Origin of the sequence: Streptomyces anthophorae (assembly GCF_049310305.1) — a bacterium.
Classification (GTDB): domain Bacteria; phylum Actinomycetota; class Actinomycetes; order Streptomycetales; family Streptomycetaceae; genus Streptomyces.
This window is the reverse complement of the sequence record NZ_JBLWQQ010000001.1, coordinates 6,490,473-6,506,965: the sequence shown is the minus strand read 5'-3', so window position 1 is coordinate 6,506,965 and position 16,493 is coordinate 6,490,473. Positions and strand designations below refer to the sequence as shown.

Annotated in this window: 13 protein-coding genes; 5 read left to right on the top strand and 8 right to left on the bottom strand. The window is 70.1% G+C overall.

The window, feature by feature from the left end; all coding sequences use genetic code 11:
* Window positions 1–40: 40 nt before the first annotated feature.
* The gene (gene dnaE, locus ACNYS0_RS29485) at window positions 41–3,580 is read right to left on the bottom strand and encodes a DNA polymerase III subunit alpha (protein ID WP_422477727.1); all 3,540 of its coding nucleotides are present in this window, start codon (window positions 3,578–3,580) and stop codon (window positions 41–43) included.
* A 180-nt stretch (window positions 3,581–3,760) separates the two neighbouring features.
* On the opposite strand from dnaE, the gene ACNYS0_RS29480 reads away from it, so the two are divergent.
* From ACNYS0_RS29480 to ACNYS0_RS29465, 4 genes are all read left to right on the top strand, one after another.
* Window positions 3,761–5,086 (top strand): DUF2252 domain-containing protein, encoded by a 1,326-nt coding sequence (locus ACNYS0_RS29480; RefSeq protein WP_422477725.1) that lies wholly within the window; start codon window positions 3,761–3,763, stop codon window positions 5,084–5,086.
* A gap of 65 nt (window positions 5,087–5,151) precedes the next feature.
* The gene (locus ACNYS0_RS29475; RefSeq protein ID WP_422477723.1) at window positions 5,152–5,832 is read left to right on the top strand and encodes a hypothetical protein; all 681 of its coding nucleotides are present in this window, start codon (window positions 5,152–5,154) and stop codon (window positions 5,830–5,832) included.
* A 69-nt stretch (window positions 5,833–5,901) separates the two neighbouring features.
* Window positions 5,902–6,753 carry a thioredoxin domain-containing protein gene (locus ACNYS0_RS29470; protein WP_422477721.1) on the top strand — a complete coding sequence of 284 codons (852 nt, stop codon included), beginning with the start codon at window positions 5,902–5,904 and terminating at the stop codon, window positions 6,751–6,753.
* A gap of 84 nt (window positions 6,754–6,837) precedes the next feature.
* The gene (locus ACNYS0_RS29465; RefSeq protein ID WP_422477719.1) at window positions 6,838–8,502 is read left to right on the top strand and encodes an alkaline phosphatase D family protein; all 1,665 of its coding nucleotides are present in this window, start codon (window positions 6,838–6,840) and stop codon (window positions 8,500–8,502) included.
* A 3-nt stretch (window positions 8,503–8,505) separates the two neighbouring features.
* On the opposite strand, the gene ACNYS0_RS29460 is transcribed toward ACNYS0_RS29465, so the two are convergent.
* On the bottom strand, window positions 8,506–9,075 hold the full coding sequence (locus ACNYS0_RS29460; protein WP_422477717.1) for a dienelactone hydrolase family protein: 570 nt from the start codon (window positions 9,073–9,075) through the stop codon (window positions 8,506–8,508).
* Between the two features lie 61 nt (window positions 9,076–9,136).
* Here ACNYS0_RS29460 and ACNYS0_RS29455 point away from each other — a divergent pair, with 61 nt between their 5' ends.
* The gene (locus tag ACNYS0_RS29455; protein WP_422477715.1) at window positions 9,137–10,243 is read left to right on the top strand and encodes a mechanosensitive ion channel family protein; all 1,107 of its coding nucleotides are present in this window, start codon (window positions 9,137–9,139) and stop codon (window positions 10,241–10,243) included.
* Between the two features lie 8 nt (window positions 10,244–10,251).
* On the opposite strand, the gene ACNYS0_RS29450 is transcribed toward ACNYS0_RS29455, so the two are convergent.
* The 6 genes from ACNYS0_RS29450 to ACNYS0_RS29425 all read right to left on the bottom strand — a co-directional run bounded on the left by ACNYS0_RS29450 (window position 10,252) and on the right by ACNYS0_RS29425 (window position 16,196).
* Window positions 10,252–10,998, bottom strand: a complete 747-nt coding sequence (locus tag ACNYS0_RS29450; RefSeq protein WP_422477713.1) for an SDR family NAD(P)-dependent oxidoreductase — start codon at window positions 10,996–10,998, stop codon at window positions 10,252–10,254.
* 82 nt (window positions 10,999–11,080) lie between these two features.
* Window positions 11,081–12,667, bottom strand: coding sequence for a Na+/H+ antiporter (locus ACNYS0_RS29445; protein WP_422477711.1), 1,587 nt, complete (start codon window positions 12,665–12,667; stop codon window positions 11,081–11,083).
* 166 nt (window positions 12,668–12,833) lie between these two features.
* Entirely contained in the window at window positions 12,834–13,316 is a 483-nt protein-coding gene (locus ACNYS0_RS29440) for a GNAT family N-acetyltransferase (protein WP_422477709.1), read from the bottom strand.
* Entirely contained in the window at window positions 13,313–14,254 is a 942-nt protein-coding gene (locus ACNYS0_RS29435) for an RluA family pseudouridine synthase (protein ID WP_422477707.1), read from the bottom strand. Before ACNYS0_RS29435 ends, ACNYS0_RS29440 begins: the two co-directional genes overlap by 4 nt.
* Before the next feature lie 84 nt (window positions 14,255–14,338).
* Window positions 14,339–14,947, bottom strand: coding sequence for a signal peptidase II (lspA, locus tag ACNYS0_RS29430; RefSeq protein WP_422477705.1), 609 nt, complete (start codon window positions 14,945–14,947; stop codon window positions 14,339–14,341).
* Between the two features lie 97 nt (window positions 14,948–15,044).
* Window positions 15,045–16,196, bottom strand: coding sequence for a TraR/DksA family transcriptional regulator (locus ACNYS0_RS29425; RefSeq protein WP_422477703.1), 1,152 nt, complete (start codon window positions 16,194–16,196; stop codon window positions 15,045–15,047).
* Window positions 16,197–16,493 lie beyond the last annotated feature (297 nt).

Genomic DNA, 16,493 nt, shown 5'->3' with positions numbered 1-16,493 from the left:
CGGATATCCGGGTGCGCCCCTCGCGCATGCGTGCGTGCGGTCAGCCGGCCAGGCAGGACGGGCCGAGCAGCACCTTCAGGTCTCCGTAGAGCGACGGGTCGGGCTTCACCCGGTGCCGGTCGAGCCGCAGCACCGTGGTCTTGCGCGGCCCCTGGAGCTTGATCCGCACCTCGCTGTCGCCCCGGTGGTTGGTGAGGATCTCGCCGAGCCGGTTGATCATCGGCGGGGTGACCTTCAGGGCCGGGATCGTGAGGATCACCGGCGCGTTGGTGCCCGCGTTCGACAGGTCGGGGACCTGCATCTCCATGGCGACGAGGCGCGGCACGTCCTCGCGCTTGTCGAGGCGGCCCTTGACGAAGACGACGGCGTCCTCGACGAGCTGGGTGGACACCAGCTGGTACGTCGCCGGGAAGAACATGCACTCGATGGAACCGGCGAGGTCCTCGACGGTCGCGATCGCCCAGGCGTTGCCCTGCTTGGTCATCTTGCGCTGGAGGCCGGAGATGATGCCGCCGACCGTGACGACCGCGCCGTCCCCGAAGTCGCCTCCGGTGAGCTGGCCGATGCCGGCGTCCGCCTTGTCGGAGAGCACGTGCTCCAGGCCGAAGAGCGGGTGGTCGGAGACGTACAGGCCGAGCATCTCGCGCTCCTGGGCGAGCAGATACGTCTTGTCCCACTCATCGGTGGAGAACTCGACGTCGAGGCCGAAGCCCGGCTCGTCGCTCTCCCCCTCGCCCATGCCGCCGAAGAGGTCGAACTGTCCCTCGGCCTCCTTGCGCTTCACCGCCACGACGTTGTCGATCATCGGCTCGTACTGGGCGGTGAGGCCCTTGCGGGTGTGTCCCATCTGATCGAAGGCACCGGCCTTGATCAGCGATTCCGTCGTCCGCTTGTTGCAGGCCGCGGCCTCGATCTTGTCCAGGTAGTCGGGGAACGAGGTGAACTTCCCCTTCGCCTTGCGGGCCCGGGTGATCGACTCGACCACGTTCGACCCGACGTTGCGAACCGCCTCCAGGCCGAAGAGGATCACGTCGTCGCCCTGGGCGGCGAAGTTGTGCACCGACTCGTTCACGTCCGGCGGGAGGACCTTGATCTTCATGCGCCGGCACTCGTTCAGGTAGACGGCCGACTTGTCCTTGTCGTCCTTCACCGAGGTGAGCAGCGCGGCCATGTACTCGGCCGGGTAGTTCGCCTTCAGGTACGCGGTCCAGTAGGTGACCAGGCCGTACGCGGAGGAGTGCGCCTTGTTGAACGCGTAGCCCGCGAACGGCACCAGGACGTCCCACAGGGCCTGGATCGCCTGGTCGGAGAAGCCCTTCTTCTTCGCACCCTCCTGGAAGAGGACGAAGTTCTTCGCCAGTTCCTCGGGCTTCTTCTTGCCCATCACGCGGCGCAGCACGTCGGCCTCGCCGAGCGAGTAGCCGGCGACGATCTGCGCGGCCTTCTGCACCTGCTCCTGGTACACGATGAGGCCGTAGGTCAGGCCGAGCGTCTCCTTCAGGGGCTCTTCGAGCTCCGGGTGGATCGGCGTGATCTCCTGCCGGCCGTTCTTGCGCTCCGCGTAGTTGATGTGCGAGTTCATGCCCATCGGGCCCGGTCGGTACAGGGCCGAGACGGCGGAAATGTCCTCGAAGTTGTCGGGCTGCATCTGGCGGAGCAGCGAGCGCATCGGGCCGCCGTCGAACTGGAAGACGCCGAGCGTGTCACCGCGGCAGAGCAGTTCGAAGGTCTTCGGGTCGTCCAGCGGGAGGTCGAGCATCTCCAGGTCGATGCCCTTGTTGGAACGCACCATCTTGACGGCGTCGTCCATGATCGTCAGGTTGCGCAGGCCCAGGAAGTCCATCTTCAGCAGGCCGAGCGACTCGCACTGCGGGTAGTCCCACTGCGTGATCGTCACGCCGTCGGTGTGCCTGGTCCACAGCGGGGCGTGGTCGACGATGGGCTCGCTGGACATGATGACGCCGGCCGCGTGCACACCCATCTGCCGGACCAGGCCCTCGACGCCCTTGGCGGTGTCGATGACCTTCTTGACGTCGGGCTCGTTCTCGTACATCCCCCGGATCTCGCCGGCCTCGCTGTAGCGCGGGTGCTGGGGGTCGGTGATGCCGGAGAGGTCGATGCCCTTGCCGAGGACGTCGGCGGGCATCGCCTTGGTGAGGCGGTCGCCCATCGCGTACGGGTAGCCGAGCACGCGCGCGGAGTCCTTGATCGCGTTCTTGGCCTTGATCTTGCCGTAGGTGCCGATCATGGCGACCTTGTCGGCGCCGTACTTCTCGGTCACGTACCTGATCACTTCGACGCGCCTGCGCTCGTCGAAGTCGATGTCGACATCGGGCATGGAGACGCGCTCGGGGTTGAGGAACCGCTCGAAGATCAGGCCGTGCGTGATCGGGTCGAGGTCGGTGATGCCCATGGCGTACGCGACGATCGAACCGGCCGCGGAACCACGGCCGGGGCCCACCGCGATGCCGTTGTTCTTGGCCCACATGATGAAGTCGGCGACGACCAGGAAGTACCCCGGGAACCCCATCTGGATGATGATGTCCATCTCGTACTCGACCTGCTTCTGGCGGTCCTCCGGGACGCCTCCCGGGTAGCGGCGGGCCATGCCGCGGCGGACCTCCTCCTGGAACCAGGTGACCTCCGTGAAGCCTTCCGGGATGTCGAACTTCGGCATGAGGTCGCGCTTCTCGAACATGCCGGTCGTGTCGATCTGCTCGGCCACGAGCAGCGTGTTGCGGCAGCCCTCCTGCCAGGCGTCCGAGGAGTCGATGGCGTACATCTCGTCCGTCGACTTCAGGTAGTAGCCCGTGCCGTTGAACCGGAAGCGGTCCGGGTCGGAGAGGTTCTTGCCGGTCTGGATGCACAGCAGCGCGTCGTGCGCCGACGCCTCGTTCGCGTACGTGTAGTGCGAGTCGTTCGTCACCAGCGGCGGGATGCCGAGCTTCTTGCCGACCCGCAGGAGGTCCTCGCGGACCCGGTGCTCGATGTCGATCCCGTGGTCCATCAGCTCCAGGAAGTACCGGTCCTTGCCGAAGATGTCCTGGTACTCGGCGGCCGCCTTGACCGCCTCGTCGAACTGGCCGAGGCGCAGCCGGGTCTGGAGCTCACCGGAGGGGCAGCCGGTGGACGCGATGATGCCCTCGCTCCACTGGGAGAGCGTCTCCTTGTCCATGCGCGGCCACTTCTGGAGCCAGCCCTCGGCGTACGCGTCCGAGGACAGCTTGAACAGGTTGTGCAGTCCCGTGCTGTTCGCCGCCCACATCGTCTTGTGGGTGTAACCACCCGAACCGGAGACGTCGTCGCGCTTCTGGTGCGGCTGGCCCCACTGGACCTTCCGCTTGTTGCGCCGGGACTCCGGGGCGACGTACGCCTCGATGCCGATGATCGGCGTGATGCCCGCCTTCTCCGCGGTGTGGAAGAAGTCGTACGCGCCGTGCAGGTTGCCGTGGTCGGACATCGCGATGTGCGTCATGCCCATGTCGCCGGCGGCCTTGAACATGTCCTTGAGCCGCGCCGCACCGTCCAGCAGCGAGTACTGGGTGTGCACATGCAGGTGCGTGAAGGGCGGCTTGGACACGGTGGGGGCCTCCAATGGAAAACACCGGGCGACTGACGGGGGACAGCTTGGAAGTCTACGACCGGTCACTGACAACGGCCGGGCACTCCGGAGTACGGTCGTGCGTTGGACAGACCAGAACACCTGTCCCACGCGTCAGTACGGCGTACCGGACCACCCCGCACCAGGAGGCACCCAGCGATGTCGGAACCGCAGCCCACCGCTGAGCAGCGCGGCGAGCAGATCCTCTCCGTCTTCGACACCGCGTTCGGCGAGCTGCTCGCCGCGGACCCCGCGGCGTTCCGGGTCAAGTTCCGCAAGATGGCGGCCTCGGCCTTCGCCTTCTACCGCGGCACGGCGTGTCTCTTCTACGGGGACGTGGAGCGCGAGCAGCACGGCGGGCCCTTCCTGGACGAGCGCACCAGCCGGGTGTGGATCCACGGCGACCTGCACGCGGAGAACTTCGGCACGTACATGGACTCCACGGGCCGCCTGATCTTCAACGTGAACGACTTCGACGAGGCGTACGTGGGCCCCTTCACCTGGGACCTCAAGCGTTTCGCCGCCTCCGTGGCGCTGATCGGCTACTCCAAGGCGCTGAGCGACGAGCAGATCACGGACCTGGTGCGCACGTACGCGGCGGCCTACCGCGAGCGCATCCACGCGCTGGCGACCGGCGCCAAGAGGGACGAGGTGCCGCCCTTCACGCTGGACACGGCCGAAGGACCGCTCCTGGAGGCGCTGCGCGACGCCCGCTCGCTGACCCGCTTCGGCCTGCTCGAGTCCATGACGGAGATCCGCGACTTCGAGCGCCGCTTCGCCGAGGGCGGCGGCTCCATCGAGCTGGACGCGGCGACGCGCTACAAGGTGCTCGCGGCGTTCGACGGGTACCTGGAGACGCTTCCGGAGGCCTCCCTGTCCCGCCCCGACTCGTACCGGGTCAAGGACGTGGTCGGGCGCCGCGGCATCGGCATCGGCTCCGCGGGCCTGCCCTCGTACAACATCCTCCTGGAGGGCAACAGCGACGCCCTCGAGAACGATGTCGTGATCTACATGAAGCAGGCCCAGACCCCGGCCGTCTCGCGGCACATCACCGACCCGGCGGTCCGCGCCTACTTCCAGCACGAGGGCCACCGCACGGTCATCTCGCAGCGCGCCCTTCAGGCGCACGCCGACCCGTGGCTCGGCTGGACGGAGCTGGACGGGGCCGGGCAGCTGGTCGCCGAGATCTCGCCGTACGCGGTGGACCTGGACTGGAGCGACATCGACGACCCGGAGGAGATCGCGGCGGTCGTCGCCGACCTCGGCCGGGCCACGGCGACGATGCACGCGGCGGCGGACGACCAGTCCGGCGAGTCGCTGGTGCCGTTCTCCACCGAGCGCGCCATCGACGCGGCGATCGCGGCCGACGAGGAGGGCTTCGCGCCCCTGCTGGTCGACTTCGCGCACTCCTACGGGGCACGCGCGCGTGCGGACCACCAGATCTTCGTGGACCTGTTCCGCAACGGCCGGATCCCGGGCCTGTAAAAGGTGCTGTGAATGAGCTCCCCTTTAGGCATCGTTTACAGGAACCCATGGCACACTCTGCCGCGATGGACGACATATCCGGGACCCAGCTACGAGTGACGCGCGCGGCGCTGTTCACGGCATGCGTCGTGACGCTGTCCGTCGCGTCGCACGTGCTGCTGTCCCGGGCCCCGCTGCCGCTCACGACGATCGCGGCGATCGCCGCGGCCGTCTTCGTGATCGCGTACGCGCTGGCGGGACGCGAGCGCGGCTTCGGCCGGATCGCCGCCCTGCTCGTCCCGCTGGAACTGGCCGCCGACACGGTCTTCACGACCGGACAGCACGTCTGTTACGGCCGGGCGGGCGGCCCGGTCGCGGGACCGCTGCGCCAGTTCGGCTTCGACGTGCTGTGCGCCGGGAACGTGGGCACCCCGCTGGCCCGGATGACCGGCGGCGGCACCGAGCGGGCCGCCGTGCTCTTCGCTCACACCGACCCGGCGGCCTCCTGGCTGCTCCTCGCCGCGCACGTCGCGGTCGGTCTGCTCGCGGCCGCCTGGCTGCGCCGCGGCGAACAGGCCCTGGCCCAACTGCTGCGCGCGGTGGCCGCCTTCGCGTTCCGGCCGCTGCTCATCGCGTTCGCCGCGGTCACGGTCCGGCGCGAGCCCTCCGCTCGGCTGCCGCGCGTCGCCACGCGCGTACCGGCCTCCCGCACCCGGCTCTGGGTGCACTCCGTAGGACGGCGCGGGCCGCCGTGCCCGACCGCCTGAGCCACCGTTCGGCTCGGGCTCCGGCACGGCAGTCCCCATCCGCATGTCACTTACCTACGGAGCACCACCATGAGCAAGCGCAACACCCAGCAGGCGAAGTCCGCGGCCCGCGAGCGGCTGCGCGCCGAACGCGAGCGCCAGGCCAAGCGCGACAAGACGAAGCGGCAGGCGATCGTCGGCGTCTCCATCGTCGCGGTCCTGGCGATAGCCGGCGGTGTCGGCTACGCGGTGATGCAGGCCAACAAGCCCTCCCACTGGGAGACGGCGATGGACGCCAAGTCCTCCGCCGTGAAGGCGCCCAAGAACACCTCGGGCAAGGACGGCACGACCGTCGTCATCGGCAAGGCCGACGCCAAGAAGACCATGAAGATCTACGAGGACTCGCGCTGCCCGGTCTGCGCCTCCTTCGAGCAGACCGTCGGCCCGCAGCTCCACAAGGACGTCGAGGCCGGAAAGTTCAAGCTCCAGTACATCGGCGGCACGTTCCTCGACGGCGACAGCTCGGGCAAGGGCGACGTCGGCACCAACGGCGAGGGCTCCAAGAACGCGCTGAGCGCGCTCGGCGCCGCCCTCAACGTGAGCCAGGACGCCTTCCTCGACTACAAGACGGCGCTCTACTCGGCGAAGTTCCACCCCGAGGAGAGCGACGACAAGTTCAAGGACGACGACTACCTGATCAAGATCGCCGACACCGTCGACGCGCTCAAGGGCAACAAGGCGTTCCAGAAGGCCGTCACGGACGGCACGTACGACGCCTGGGCCATGAAGATGTCCAAGTCCTTCGACACCAACAAGGACGGCGTCACCGGCACCCCCAGCCTGGTCGTGGACGGCAAGAAGCTGACCGGTTCGGACGGCCAGAACGCCCCGATGACCGTGGCCGAGTACAAGACCGCGACCGAGAAGGCCCTGAAGGGCTGACGTCGGCCGAGGGTGGATGAAGAGCGGGCGAACCTTTCGGGTTCGCCCGCTCTCTGTATCTACCAGTCAGTAGTCTGACCGGCTGTGACCAGTCGACTTCATCAAACCGATCCCAGACCCGCACCGACCGCGCCGAGCCGCCGCACGGTCGTCAAGGCCGCGGCCGCGGGTGCCGCGCTCGCCGCGCCGCTCGCCGCCGCGGCCCCCGCCCGCGCCGCCGAGTCCCCCGCGTTCCTGCACGGCGTCGCGTCCGGCGACCCGCTCCCCGACGGGATCCTGCTGTGGACGCGCGTGACGCCGTCCGCCGACGCGCTGCCCGGCTCCGGCAAGGGCCCCGACGTGCGGGTGGGCTGGGAGATAGCCGAGGACAAGGCCTTCCGCCAGGTCGTCGGCCGGGGAACCGTCACCGCGAGCGCCGCCTCCGACCACACGGTCAAGGCCGATGTAAGGGGCCTGCGCCCGGCGACCGCCTATTACTTCCGCTTCTCGGTGGACGCCGCCCACTCCCCCGTGGGCCGCACCCGCACCACCCCCGCCAACGACGCCTCCCCCGACGGACTGCGCTTCGGCGTCGTCTCCTGCGCCAACTGGGAGGCCGGCTACTACTCCCCGTACCGGCACCTGGCCGCCCGCTCGGACCTGGACGCGGTCCTGCACCTCGGCGACTACCTCTACGAGTACAGAACGGGCGAGTACCCGACCGCCGAGTACACAGTCCGCGAGCACCGGCCGACGCACGAGATCGTCACGCTCGCCGACTACCGCACCCGGCACGGCCAGACGAAGACCGACGCCGACGTCCAGGCGATGCAGGCGGCGCACCCGCTGATCGCGATCTGGGACGACCACGAGTTCGCCAACGACGCCTGGTCGGGCGGCGCGGAGAACCACACGCCGGACACCGAGGGCGACTGGGCGGCGCGCCAGCAGGCCGCCAAGCAGGCCTATTTCGAGTGGATGCCGGTCCGCCCGTCCACCACGGGCACGGTCTTCCGCCGCCTGCGCTTCGGCAAGCTGGCCGACCTCCACCTCCTCGACCTGCGCTCGTTCCGCTCCGAGCAGTCGAGCGTCGGCAACGGTGCGGTGGACTCCCCGGAGCGTACGATCACCGGCCGCGCCCAGCTCGACTGGCTGAAGTCCGGGCTCACCGCGTCGGACGCGCGCTGGAAGCTGGTCGGCACCTCGGTGATGATCTCGCCGGTCGCCTTCGGTTCGCTGCCCGCCCACATCGCGGGCCCGCTGGCCGAGCTGCTCGGCCTCCCGAAGGAAGGCCTGGCGATCAACGTCGACCAGTGGGACGGCTACACGCACGACCGCGCCGAGCTGATCACCCACCTGCGCGAGAACGCCGTCCGCGACACCGTCTTCCTGACCGGCGACATCCACATGGCGTGGGCCAACGACGTGCCGGTCAAGGCGGCGACGTATCCGCTGTCGCCCTCCGCCGCGACGGAGTTCGTGGTCACGTCCGTGACCTCCGACAACCTGGACGACATCCTGCACGTCGCCCCCGACACGCTCTCCACGGTCGCCGAGGGCGCCATCAAGGCGGCCAACCGGCACGTGCGCTGGCTGGACATGGACCGGCACGGGTACGGCGTCCTGGACGTCACGGCCGAGCGCACGCAGATGGACTTCTACGTGGTCTCCGACCGCGCGGACCGGAACGCGACGTCGGCCTGGCAGCGCTCGTACCGCACCCGCACCGGCACCCAGAAGGTCGAACGGGCGGACGCCCCGGTCGCCTAGGACCTACAGGGTTTCGAGGAAGCCGAGCGCCACCCGCCAGGTGGCCTCGGCGGCCTCCTCGTCGTAGTCCGGGAGGTCGGGGTCCGTGTAGAGGTGGCCCGCACCGGCGTACCGGTAGACCTCCACGTCGGCTCCCGCGCGGCCCATCTGCAAGTACCAGGCGGTCAGCCAGTCGTCCGTCTCGAACGGGTCGGGCTCGGCGACGTGCAGCTGGACCGGGAGCTCGTCCACGGCGACGCCCTCCGCGATGTCGGACGTGCCGTGCAGGAGCAGCAGCCCCTTCGCCTTGTCGTCGCCGAGGGCGAGGGTCTGCGCGGTCGCGGCGCCCAGCGAGAACCCGGCGTAGACGAGGCCCCGGTCCGAGTAGGGCGCGGCCGCCAGGACGGCGCGCTTGAGCAGCTCCTCCTTGCCGATCTGTTCGTTGAAGGCCATGCCCTCCTCGACGGTGTCGAAGGTACGGCCCTCGAAGAGATCGGGGGTCCACACCTCGTGCCCGGCGGCCCGCAGCCGGTCGGCGGCGGCCTCGACGGCGGGCCGCAATCCGAACGCCGAATGGAAAAGCATGATGTTCATGGGCTCCATGGTGCCAGGGCCCCGCAGGTTAGACGCGCCCGATCCCGGTTACCGTCGTGGCATGGAGAACGTACTGCGCCCACTGATCGTCATTGGTGGCTCGGTCGTGCTCACACTGCTGGTGGGGTGGGCGGTCGACCGGTTGCTGCAACGCACCGACCAGCGCCACCACGAGACGCCGTTGTGGGGACTGCTGCGCCGCTGCCGGCTGCCGCTCCAGCTCGTGCTCTGCGCGGCGCTGCTCAAGGGGTCGTACGACCAGGCCGGCGTCGCCGAGGACCACTACAGCGGCATTGGAGAAACGCTTAGCCTGGTTCTCATCGGCGCCACCGCGTGGCTCGCCGTCCGGATCTCGTCGGCCATCGTCGAGTCGACCTACGCGCGCTACGCCACCGCCCAGCGCGACCCGGCCCGGGTCCGCCGCGTGCGCACCCAGGTCACCCTGATCCAGCGTGTCGTCATCGCGGTCGTCGGCGTGGTCGCGGTCGCCGCGATGCTCCTGACGTTCCCGTCCTTCAGGGCGGCCGGCGCCTCGCTGCTCGCCTCGGCCGGCCTGTTGGGCATCGTCGCCGGTGTCGCCGCGCAGTCCACGCTCGGCAACCTCTTCGCGGGCCTCCAGATCGCTTTCGGCGACATGGTGCGGATCGGCGACACCGTGGTCGTGGACGGCGAGTGGGGCACGGTCGAGGAGATCACCCTCACCTTCCTCGCCGTGCGCACCTGGGACGAGCGCCGCATCACCATGCCGGTCTCGTACTTCACGTCGAAGCCGTTCGAGAACTGGTCGCGCGGCGGCGTCCAGATGACCGGCACCGTCTTCTTCCACCTCGACCACAGCGCGCCCGTGCCCGAGATGCGCGAGAAGCTGCACGACATCCTGCGCGAGTGCGCCGCCTGGGACGGCCGCGACTGGGGTCTGGCCGTCACCGACACTACTCCCAGCACCCTCCAGGTCCGCGCCCTGGTCACGGCCAAGGACGCGGACGACATCTGGACGGTGCGGGTCACGGTCCGCGAGCAGCTGGTGCGCTGGCTGACCGACCACCACCCGTACGCGCTGCCGCGGATCAACACGGCGACGGCCCTGGTCGCCCCGGACGAGTCGGACTCCCTGCCGGACCACGTCCTCAGCCGCAACGGCCGCGCGCCCCGGACGGGCCGGGGCTGAGACAGGCCCTAACGCCCCAGCAGCTCCCCGCCGTTGACCTGGACGATCTGCCCGCTGACATGGCCGCCGCCCGGCGACGCCAGCCACAGCACGGTGGCCGCGATGTCCTCGGGCGTACCGGCACGCCCGGTCGGGATGGCGTCGACCCGGCGCCGGTACTCCGCCTCTGGCATCGAGGGCCCGAAGAATTCGGTGTCCTCGATGTAGCCGGGCGCGATGGTGTTCACGGTGATGCCGCGCGGGCCGAGGTGCCTGGCGAGGTCGTACGTGTACGGGTGCAGGGCCGCCTTGGCCGCCCCGTACGAGCCCTGGTTCGAGCCGCGCAGGGCGGCGATGGAGGACACGAAGACGATCCGGCCGCCCGGCGAGGTCAGGTGCTCGCGCAACGCCTCGGTGAGCAGCACCGAAGTGAGCGTGTTGATCCGGAAGTCGGCGTCCCAGGCGTGGGCGACGGCCTCCAGCGGATCGCTGCCCTCCGGGGCCGGGTCGCTCCGGCCGCCGAGCCCGCCGGCGCTGTGCACGATCACGTCGACCGTGCCCTCGAACGCCTCGAGCGCGAAGTCGGCGGCGCCGCGCGCCCCTTCGACCGTGCTGAGGTCGGCCGGGTACTTCAGGGCGCCGGACACACCGGCCTTCTCCAGGACCTCGATCCGCCGCCCGACCAACAGCACCCGGTCCCCCTCCGCGGCGAAGGCCCTGGCCGCCGCGAGTCCGATTCCTGTACCGCCACCGGTGATAATCACGTTGCGTGCCATACACACGAGCCTAGGACGTCGAGCGCGCTCCAGGCCGTTGATCCACGGAACCGGAGCCAGGGCCCGATCCAAACGAGAGGCCCTAGCGCAGGCTGCGCACATCCAGCTTTCTGAGCACCCGGTCGACCACCTCGGGGTCGGAGCCCGGTTCGCTGCGGGCCGCGAGGACCTCGTGGCGGGCCGCCGACATCATCTCCGCCTGGATCCGGCGGATCCGCTTGATCCGCTCGACCCGCTTGGTCTGCTTCTCGCGCCGCTCGTCCGCGCCGATCTCCGGGTTGATGCGCAGGCCGATGTCGAGCGCGCGGCGCAGCATCTGCTCCGTCACCTCGTCCGGCAGCTCCTCGACCTCCTCGATCTCCTTGAACCGGCGCTTCGCGGCCTTGGCGGCCCGCATCGCGAGCTGCCGCTCGAACTCCCGCTCGGCGGTGTCGTCGCTGCGCACGCCCAGCTTGCGCACCAGCCAGGGCAGGCTCAGGCCTTGCAGCACCAGGGTCGCCATGATCACCCCGAACGCGAGGAAGACGATCTCGTCCCGCTGCGGGAAGGGAGAACCGTCGTCCATGGTCAGCGGGATGGCGAGGGCCAGGGCCACCGAGGCCACGCCGCGCATTCCGGCCCACCACATGACGACCGTCTCGCGCCAGCTGACCGGGATGTCCTCGTCGACGTCGCGCCGCAGGTGCATCCTTCGTGTCACCCACGTCATGGGCAACAGCCACAACAGCCGTACGACGATGACGACGGCGACGACCGCGGCCGCCCAGCCGAGCATCTCGCCCCAGCGGCCCTCCGCGGTCCTGACGACGTTGTGCACCTCCAGGCCGATGAGGCCGAACGCGACGCCCGTGACGAGGGTGTCCACGACGTCCCAGAAGGCCCGCCCGGTGAGCCTCGTGAGCACGTCGTCGGCGTCGAAGGCGTGCTCGGCCAGGAACAAGGCCGTGGTCAGGACCGCGAGCACGCCCGAGCCCTTGAGCTCCTCGGCGAGTACGTACGAGGCGTAGGGGATCAGGAGCGTGAGGCCGATCTGGAGCGTGGCGTCGCCGAGATAGCCGATGAGCTTGTTGGCGCCCCAGCCGAGCCCCCAACCGACCGCGACGGCCACGACCGCGGACAGGACCAGTTCCAGCGCGGCGTGCGGCAGCGAGAAGGTGCCGCTGACGGCGGCGGCGATCGCGACGTGGTAGAGCACGATCGCGGTCACGTCGTTGAACAGGCCCTCGCCCTCCAGGATCGACACCATGCGCCGGGGCAGGCCGAGTTGGCCCGCGACGGCGGTCGCGGCGACCGGGTCGGGCGGCGCCACCAGGGCGCCGAGGGCGACGGCCGCGGCGACCGGCAGGCCAGGGACGATGGCGTCGGCGGTGAAGGCGACCGCGGCCGTGGTGACGAAGACCAGGGCGACGGCGAGCAGGAAGATCGGCCGTTTGTTGGCCGCGAACTGGCGCCATGACGTGCGGTGCACGGCCGCGTAGAGCAGCGGTGGCAGCACGAGCGGGAGGATCAGGTCCGGGTTGATGTCGACATTCGGCACCGCCTGGATCAGTGCGAGGGCGATGCCGAGCAGGGTCATCAGGACCGGCGACGGCAGGCCGAGCCGGTCACCGAGCGGGACGGTCAGCACGGCCCCGAGCAACAGCACGAACAGCAGGGCCAATTGATCCACCGGGGACTCCGACCAGACTCGACGATCATGTGCGTTCCGGCCTCAAGAGTGCCACGCGCTTCAGATCAAACCGGTCTTTTGGGACCCGGGGCCGCGCGACGCCGCGACGCCGCGACGCCGCGACGCCACGCGGCCACGACGCCTCGGCGCCGGGAGGCCCCGCCGTCTAGCTCAGCGTCTTCCGCATCGCGCGGTGGTCGATGCCCGCGTCGAGGAACTCGGGCCCGTACGCGACGTAGCCCAGGCGCTCGTAGAACCCCAGCGCCTGCGTCTGCGCGTGCAGGTCCACGGCGGTGAGCCCGCGCCCGCGGGCGGCGTCCTCGACGGCCTGCACCAGTGCGGCGCCGACCCCGAGGCCGCGCGCGGCCTTCGTCACGGCGAGCCGCCCGAGCGCGCCGACGTCCGCCGCCCCGCCGTTCTTCACGGCGGCGGCCTCGCCGGTGAGGAGCCGGCCGGTACCGAGCGGCTCCCCGTCCGTCCGGACGGCGAGGACGTGCACGGCCCCGTCGTCGTACGCGTCGTACTCGAGGTCCTCGGGCACGCCCTGCTCGGTGACGAAGACGTCCTTGCGGACGGCGAAACAGGCCTGCCGGTCCGCCGCGCCCTCGGCGACGCGGGTTATGTACGCGGTGACGGGGGTGGTGTTCATGCGCTCTCCGCCCTGACCCGGTCCAGAGCCGTCTGGAGGTCGTCCGGGTAGGAGCTCTCGAACTCGACCCACTGGCCGTCCGACGGGTGCTCGAAGCCGAGCCGCACCGCGTGCAGCCACTGGCGCGTGAGGCCGAGCCGCTTCGCGATCGTGGGGTCCGCGCCGTACGTCAGGTCGCCCACGCACGGGTGCCGGTGCGCGGACATGTGGACGCGGATCTGGTGCGTGCGCCCCGTCTCCAGCTTGATGTCGAGCAGGGAGGCGGCGCGGAAGGCCTCGATGAGGTCGTAGTGCGTGACGGAGGGCTTGCCCTCGGCGGTCACGGCCCACTTGTAGTCGTGGTTCGGGTGGCGGCCGATCGGGGCGTCGATGGTGCCGCTCATGGGGTCGGGGTGGCCCTGCACCAGCGCGTTGTACCGCTTGTCCGGGACGCGCTCCTTGAACTGGCGCTTCAGCGAGGTGTACGCCCGCTCCGACTTGGCGACGACCATCAGGCCCGACGTGCCCACGTCGAGCCGGTGCACGATGCCCTGGCGCTCGGCGGCGCCGGACGTCGAGATCCGGTACCCGGCGGCAGCGAGGCCGCCGATCACGGTCGTCCCGGTCCAGCCGGGGCTGGGGTGGGCGGCGACCCCCACGGGCTTCATGATCACGACGATGTCGTCGTCGTCGTGCACGATCTCCATGCCCTCGACGGGCTCGGCGACGATCTGCACGGGAGCGGGCGCCTGCGGCATCTCCACTTCCATCCAGGCGCCGCCGTGCACCCGCTCGGACTTGCCCACGACCGAGCCGTCCACCGCGACCTTTCCGGCGGCGGCGAGCTCGGCGGCCTTGGTGCGGGAGAAGCCGAACATGCGCGAGATGGCGGCGTCTACGCGCTCGCCCTCCAGGCCGTCGGGTACGGGCAGGGTGCGGACCTCGGGAATCGTGCTCACCCATCGAGTATGCAGGAGCCCACCGACACTCCCGCACATGAGCCCCGTGACCTGGGGCTCGGTCAGCGCGCTCAGTGCTTGCGCTCAGTCCTTGTGGACGGTGCCGTCCGGGTCGATGCCGCGGAAGGACAGCAGCACGATCAGGATGCCGCCGCACACGATCGCCGAGTCTGCGAGGTTGAACACCGGGTAGTGCTTCGGCGCGATGAAGTCCACCACGGCGCCCTCGAAGACGCCCGGCGCCCGGAAGATCCGGTCCGTGAGGTTGCCGAGCGCCCCGCCGAGCAGCAGGCCGAGGGCGATCGCCCAGGGCGTGCTGTAGAGCTTCCGGGCGAGCCGCGCGATCACGACGATCACGGCGGCCGCGATCAGGGTGAAGATGATCGTGAAGGCCTCACCGATGCCCCAGGCGGCGCCCGGGTTCCTGATCACCTCGAGCTGGAGCCAGTCACCGATGATGTGGATGGCGTCGCGGTGCTCCAGCTTCGCCACCACGATCAGCTTGCTGCCCAGGTCCAGGACGTACGCGAGCGCGGCCACGGCGAACAGCACGGCGATCCGCCGCCTGCCCTTGGGCCGGTCCTGGACCTGCTCCTCGGCCTGCTCCGGAACCCGCTTCTCAGCCTGCTCCGGCTCGGTTGCCCCCGCGTCCGGGGAATCCGGCGTACCGATGATGCGCTCCGCCTCTGCCACGTGAGTCCCTCAACCTAGTACCTGACTGAGGACGAGAGTACGGCACGCGGGGCCGCGCCCCCATGGGCCGGTGCCCCGGTGCGGGCGCGGCGATCGCTCAGTACCTGCGCTCCTGCTTCTGCTTGCACTCGACGCACAGGGTCGCGCGCGGGAACGCCTGCATGCGCGCCTTCCCGATCGGGTTCCCGCAGTTCTCGCAGAGCCCGTACGTGCCCGCGTCGAGCCGCTCCAGGGCCCGCTCGGTCTGGAGCAGCATCTCCCGCGCGTTGGCCGCGAGGGCCATCTCGTGCTCGCGGGTGATGTTCTTGGTGCCGGTGTCCGCGTCGTCGTCGCCGGCCCCGTCCCCGGAGTCGCGCATCAGCCCCGCGAGGCCCTCCTCCGCGGACGCGATCTCGCTCCCGAGCCGCAGCACCTCGGTCTGCAACTCGGCGCGCGCCTCCTCGGCCTCCTCCGGGGTCCAGGGATCCTCGCCCGGACGGACGGCCAGCTCACCGGGTTCGGCGGTGCCGCGTGCCTTGGGAACCGCGCTCGGCTTCTTGGTCGCCGTGGCCGTGCCCTGAGTCTTCTTCGCAACCACTGTCGTGGCTCCCGTCGTCTTCGCGGCCTCGGCCGCGTCCTCGGCCGCGGAGGCGACCGTCTTCTTCGCACCCTTGCGCCCGCCGGTCCGGCCGACGCCGTTCCCCTTCTCCCCCGTCTCCTCGGCGTGCTCACCCGCCTTCGCGGCCGCGGTCTTCTTCCTGGCCGCGGTCTTCTTGGCGCCCGCGCTCCCGGCCGCCTCCGGGGCGGCACCCTCCTCGGAGCCGGCCGCCGCCTCGGCCGCGGTCGTCTTCTTGGTCGCGCTCTTGGTCGCGCTCTTCGCCGACGCCGCCTTCTTGGCCGTGGCCTTCTCCGGCTCCGCCTTCGTGGACGCGCCCTTCGCAGTCGTTGCCTCCGTAGAGGCGTCCTTCACCTGCGTTGCCTTCGTAGACGCGGCCTTCGCGGACGCCGCCTTCGTAGCCGTGGCCTTCTTCGGTTCCGCCGCCTTCGTAGCCGTCGCCTTCGTAGCCGTCGCCTTCGTGCTCGTCTGTTTGCGGGCCGTCGTCGCGTGCGACGCGGCGGCCGTCTTCTTCTTGCCGGTGGGCGTCTCCTTCGGCTCCGGCGTCGCGGACGCCTTCGCTCCGGCCGCACCCTTCCCGGAACCGCCGGAGGCTGCCGCGCCCGTGGTTCTCCCGGACTCCGACTGCTGATCGGCGGTCTTCTTCGCCACCATGGTCGCGGCCCCTTCACAATTTGTGATCTTGCTCGCGAATCGTGCTGGGACGATAAATCGACTCAGGGCCCACGGCAACGGGACGAACACCCACCGCGGGGCAGCTTGCAAGCGTTGTGCCCAGCTCCCCGCCCGGTAATCCGCCGCTCCCCGTACCGCACCCGTCGGCGCGCACCGTGTCGCCATTCGGGTCACTCCCCCGCCCTCGCAAAACCGGTCGGCCGCCCCGTCCCGGGCGCCGTACACTGGGTGGAGCGAAAAGCGTGGATGGGGCCGAGTAGCGACGTACGCAGCCAA

What these genes read in the sequence shown, in the direction of transcription:
- ACNYS0_RS29480 (WP_422477725.1), top strand. Translation starts at nt 3,761, where the DNA reads ATGTCGGAACCGCAGCCCACCGCTGAGCAGCGCGGCGAGCAGATCCTC.
- ACNYS0_RS29475 (WP_422477723.1), top strand. Translation starts at nt 5,152, where the DNA reads ATGGACGACATATCCGGGACCCAGCTACGAGTGACGCGCGCGGCGCTG.
- ACNYS0_RS29470 (WP_422477721.1), top strand. Translation starts at nt 5,902, where the DNA reads ATGAGCAAGCGCAACACCCAGCAGGCGAAGTCCGCGGCCCGCGAGCGG.
- ACNYS0_RS29460 (WP_422477717.1), bottom strand. Translation starts at nt 9,075, where the DNA reads ATGAACATCATGCTTTTCCATTCGGCGTTCGGATTGCGGCCCGCCGTC.
- ACNYS0_RS29455 (WP_422477715.1), top strand. Translation starts at nt 9,137, where the DNA reads ATGGAGAACGTACTGCGCCCACTGATCGTCATTGGTGGCTCGGTCGTG.
- ACNYS0_RS29450 (WP_422477713.1), bottom strand. Translation starts at nt 10,998, where the DNA reads ATGGCACGCAACGTGATTATCACCGGTGGCGGTACAGGAATCGGACTC.
- ACNYS0_RS29440 (WP_422477709.1), bottom strand. Translation starts at nt 13,316, where the DNA reads ATGAACACCACCCCCGTCACCGCGTACATAACCCGCGTCGCCGAGGGC.
- ACNYS0_RS29425 (WP_422477703.1), bottom strand. Translation starts at nt 16,196, where the DNA reads ATGGTGGCGAAGAAGACCGCCGATCAGCAGTCGGAGTCCGGGAGAACC.